2 protein-coding genes are annotated in these 4,150 nt (G+C 50.4%); both read left to right on the top strand.

Features of this window, described 5'->3' with window-relative positions:
• Positions 1 to 403 precede the first annotated feature (403 nt).
• Positions 404 to 2,206 (top strand): sensor histidine kinase, encoded by a 1,803-nt coding sequence (locus HMPREF1548_RS20765; protein ID WP_035323199.1) that lies wholly within the window; start codon positions 404 to 406, stop codon positions 2,204 to 2,206.
• Positions 2,207 to 2,257: 51 nt separating this feature from the next.
• Complete coding sequence (locus tag HMPREF1548_RS20760; RefSeq protein ID WP_021638508.1) at positions 2,258 to 3,880, top strand: response regulator transcription factor; 1,623 nt, start codon at positions 2,258 to 2,260, stop codon at positions 3,878 to 3,880.
• The last annotated feature ends 270 nt before the right edge of the window (positions 3,881 to 4,150 follow it).

The raw sequence follows: 4,150 nt of genomic DNA, 5'->3' as shown, positions 1-4,150 counted from the left end.
AAAACGGCGGATATTTCTTACTGTCCCGGGGAAGCAAAATTATGCCGCCCTTAGCAGCCTGTCTGACGAACGCAGCAGACGCAAGTCGCTGCGAGAGGAGTTTTGGCTGCGTTGGCAGAATTTTGCTTCCCCGGGACAGTTAGAAATACCCCGTTTTTGAAACTGGATCAGCCAACACCCCCATCCCCTCCGGGAAGAAAGGCGGCCGGCTGCCCCAGCCTTGGACGGCGGGAAGGACGGCGCCTGCGCTGATGCGTTTTTCCGCCCCACTTCCACGCCCCCGGGAGGCCAGGCTTGTCTCACGCTGGTGAATATGTTACAATTTGTTGAACATTTAACATAAACAGTCCGGCCTGCAAAACCGCTGCCGTTTTGCATCTGCATCATCCGGGGAGGGGAATACATGGAAAATAAAATAAAACTTTTCTTCCAAAAAGTGCCGGAGCGCTTCCATCCGGGGAAAATCCTGGACAATCTTCCGCTGACCAGAAAACTGATGCTGTTGTATCTCTGCTGCGTCCTTCTGCCGCTGATACTCACGGACAGCATTATTTTTTCCCTGGTAATCAAGGCGGAGCAAAGCACCAGCCAGCATGAAATGGAAAATATCGCCGAGGCCATCCACTATACCCTGAGCAACAGGATGGACAACGCAGCCAATCTGTCGCTGAACATCTACAGTAACAAATACATCAATGAATTCATGGATGCAGAATACGCTTCGCCCCTTGATTATTATGAAAGCTACCGGGATTTCCTCAAGGATTCCCTGTACGAAGCCAGCGTGGGCACAAGCAATTACAATATCGTCATGTATGCTGACAACCCCGGTATCGTAAACGGCGGCAGCTTCTGGAATCTGGACAGTGCAAAGGATAAGCAGTGGTACCGGGACTTCGTGGAATCCGGCCGCGACATCCTGGCCTATCCATATTATGAAAACACCGCCACCTCCACCCTGAGGAAAATTTCCATCATCCGCCGCATGGATTATTACCACAAAGGAAGCTGTCCCAATCTGGTGAAAATGGACATGGATTACAGCGGCATGTCCCAGAGCATCATCAATTCCAAATACCGTTTTCTCGTATATATCTGCGACGGCGATACCATCCTTTTTTCCAATGACGGGCACGGCGGCATGGGAAAGCCCTATGAAACCTTTCTGCCGTCCATGAACAGACGGGTGGGCTATTCCAGGGATATGAACGTATACGGCAGGGTCTGGAGTATTTATGTTATGAAGGAGGAACTGAACGTCCTCTCCATCATCCGCAACAATTTCGCACTCCTGCTGTTTCTGATACTGGTGAACCTGCTGCTTCCCGCGCTTTTAATGAAGGGCATCAACCACTCCTTCACCTCCCGTATCAGGGAACTGGGCGCTGCTTTTGATAAAGGGGATATCCATGAACTGACCCAGCTTCCCGCTGTCAGGGGGAAGGATGAGATCGGGGTGCTCATGGCCAGCTATAACCACATGGCCGGACGTATCAACGATCTGATCCAAACCGTTTACAAGGACAGGCTGAAGGAGCAGGAAATGGATATTGCAAGGCAGAATGCAGAGCTTCTGGCCCTCCACAGCCAGATCAACCCCCATTTTCTCTTTAATGCCCTGGAAAGCATCCGGATGCACAGCCTGATTAAAAACGAAGAAGAAACAGCAGGCATGGTGGAGCGCCTGGCCCTCATGGAACGCCAGTATGTGGACTGGGGTACGGACACCATCAGCATCCGGGAGGAGCTTCAGTTTGTGGAGGCCTATCTGGAGCTGCAGAAATACAGGTTCGGCGACCGCCTCTCCTACAAAATTGAAGCGGAACCCGACTGTCTTCGTTATTGCGTGCCCAGGCTGACCCTGGTTACCTTTGTGGAAAATGCCTGTGTGCACGGGCTGGAAAACAAAACGGCTCCCGGCTGGATTTTCGTCAGATGCTGCTGCCGGGACGGCCATCTTTACATGGAAATCGAGGATACGGGACACGGGATGGATTCCGGGCTTCTCCTTACGCTGCAGGAAAAAATGGAAAATGCAAGCATGCAGCTTCTGAAGGAAAACGAACGGGTCGGGATCCTTAACGCCTGCCTGCGCCTGCATATGGCAACGGACAACACGGTAAAATTCCAGCTGGAAAGCGAAGAAGACTCCGGAACCATCGTAACCATCAGTATTCCGAAAGAGAAATTGCGCATCAACACCTGAAAACAGGATTCCAATCGATTCTGTTTCCGGTTCAAAAAGGGAGGGACAAGAATGCTTCAGGTTTTATTAGTAGATGACGAACCTTTTATACTGCAGGGCCTGGCCATGCTGATTGATTGGGAAAAAGAGGGCTTTACGCTTGCAGGAACAGCGGCGAACGGTCTGGAAGCCATTGCATTTCTGGAAAAAACACAGGTGGATCTGATTATCGCCGACATCAAAATGCCTGCCATGACGGGCATAGAGCTTCTGGAAAAAATAAGGGCGGAACACATTTCCGACGCCTATTTTATCATCCTCAGCGGCTACAGTGATTTCGAATATGCCAGAAAGGCCATCCAGTACAGCTGCATGGATTATATTCTCAAGCCGGTCCGCCAGGCAGAGCTTCTGAGCGTGCTTAACAAGGTCAAGGCCGACAGCACCCAATCCCTGCAGCGCCGGGAAGAGGTCGCCCTTCAGGAAAAAGCTTATTTTGCCAGAAATCTGATCGCCCTGATCTGCGGAAAATTCGATCAGCTGAACCTGGAACATGTGAAAAGCAAAATGCGCACAGAGGGCGGCATCCGGTATATCGATATTGAGATCGATGATCGCCCGGAGGATGAATCCGGAAAGCTTTTACTGAAATCAGAGGAAGAAAAAAGACAGCAGCAGCGCCTTTTATACCAATACTGCCTGGATTTCCTCAAGCAGGACGGCTGGCACTGTATCCTCGATGTGTCCAGCAATGAAAAGGATTACGATATCGGCCTTGTTTACTGTGATTATATGGCACAGGAGGCGGGCATGGACGAGCAGGGATATCTGGATTATTTTCTGCAAAGCATCCAGCAGAGGATGAAGCAGCCTGTAGTCATGTTTGTAGGAAACCGGGTGGACGATATTTCCCTTCTGTCCGAATCCTACCGAACGGCCAACATCGCCCGTTCCTTCCAGAACTTCCATGTGGAGGGCATGACCCAGCGTATCTCCTGGTATGAGGAGCAGGAATGCGCGGAGGAAAGGACGCTTCTGTGCAAGTCCAGCCTGGACGATCTGATAAAGGCCGTGGAACAGAATGAAAAGGAACGCATCCCCGAGCTGGTTGACAGCCTGTATGAGGAGATTAACCGCAACAGCCTGGATGCCAAGCTGGTCAGCATGAATATAGACTATCTCCTGTTCCAGCTGGTGCATGCGGCCCAGGCCCAGGACATCAATGTAAACCAGGAGGAAATCCTGGAATTTATCAACAGGAACGCCTTTGATTCCGGCACCATGCGCGGCAGCCGGATGCATCTGAAGCGCTTTGCCGAGGAATACGCGGATTACCTTTCACAGCTGCGCGGCAAAAATATCCGCGGCAGCGTCATGAGCGACGTGGAACAGTATATCAGGGAGCACTACGCACAGAACCTGACGCTTAAGGATCTGGGACTGAAATACTATATCAACAGCGCTTACCTGGGCCAGCTCTTCAGGAAAACCTACGGAGTATCCTTCAAGGATTACCTGAACAATTACCGCATTGAAATGGCCGCCTCCCTCCTGCTGCACACGGATTTGAAAAATTACGAGATAATGGAGAAGGTCGGCTATCATGACCTGGATTATTTCATCAACAAATTTATAGCCCTGAAAGGCTGCACCCCCGCCAGATTCCGCAAAAAAAGCCGGGAGTCCAATACCTAGGGACAGGCGGCTGCATATGCAGCCCTGCCGGCTGTTACAAGCCCTTATTTCAAAAAACCCGGACAAATTAGAGTTTTTTTGTGCAACTATAATTTGCCCGGGTTTTTTATGTATTTTATCCGGTTGTTGTTTTGTTCAATTAGTATAGAATCAATATATAAGCAGTTACCCGGGTATACATATTAACAACTGCAAATCAAATACTCCGTTACAAGCAACAAGGCATTAAACTTGCAACGGGCAGAGCAGCGGGGTATTTGACCCTCGCGG

Origin of the sequence: Clostridium sp. KLE 1755, assembly GCF_000466465.2 — a bacterium.
Taxonomy (GTDB): domain Bacteria; phylum Bacillota; class Clostridia; order Lachnospirales; family Lachnospiraceae; genus Eisenbergiella; species Eisenbergiella porci.
This window is presented reverse-complemented; position numbering and strand designations above follow the sequence as displayed.

What these genes read in the sequence shown, in the direction of transcription:
- HMPREF1548_RS20765 (WP_035323199.1), top strand. Translation starts at nt 404, where the DNA reads ATGGAAAATAAAATAAAACTTTTCTTCCAAAAAGTGCCGGAGCGCTTC.
- HMPREF1548_RS20760 (WP_021638508.1), top strand. Translation starts at nt 2,258, where the DNA reads ATGCTTCAGGTTTTATTAGTAGATGACGAACCTTTTATACTGCAGGGC.